Source organism: Aquirufa rosea (assembly GCF_004118285.1).
Lineage (GTDB): Bacteria > Bacteroidota > Bacteroidia > Cytophagales > Spirosomataceae > Aquirufa > Aquirufa rosea.
Genome location: NZ_SDHY01000029.1, coordinates 1 through 549, shown reverse-complemented (window position 1 = coordinate 549; position 549 = coordinate 1). Strand labels below are relative to the sequence as shown.

The following is a 549-nucleotide window of genomic DNA, read 5'->3' as shown; positions in this document are numbered from 1 at the left end:
TTTTCGAGAAAGAATTCAAGGGGAGAAAGAAACAAGCGGGCTTGTAGCTCAGGTGGTTAGAGCGCTACACTGATAATGTAGAGGTCCGTGGTTCGAGTCCACGCAGGCCCACCAACAAAAGCAAAAGGTTCACAGCCTAAAGCGATGTTGAGGCAAGCTGGACAAGCTAGAGAAGAAAGCCAATAACGGGGGATTAGCTCAGCTGGCTAGAGCACCTGCCTTGCACGCAGGGGGTCAACGGTTCGAATCCGTTATTCTCCACACTGTTGAATAACGCAAGGGGTCAACGGAATTACATTCCGTGTTGAATCCGTTATTCTCCACTTAGAGTACCCAACGTTAAACGAACGAGTTTAATGAAGAGATTTAGTAGAACTTAAATGTAGACGATAATTTATCATTTATAATTTATCACTTATCATTTATCATTTATCATTTAAGTACAGCCTCCCTCCTACTTCAACGGAAGTAGAATGATTGGGAAACGATGTAGAGATTTATTAGTTAACTAGTAAAGATTTACACAAGGTTCTTTGACATATTGTGAGA

The 549-nt window shown here is 41.7% G+C and carries 2 tRNA genes; both read left to right on the top strand.

The features are described from left to right. The first annotated feature begins 37 nt into the window (after positions 1 to 37). Positions 38 to 114 (top strand) — tRNA-Ile (locus ESB04_RS12355). A 73-nt stretch (positions 115 to 187) separates the two neighbouring features. Beyond that, positions 188 to 261, top strand: a tRNA-Ala gene (locus ESB04_RS12350). The last annotated feature ends 288 nt before the right edge of the window (positions 262 to 549 follow it).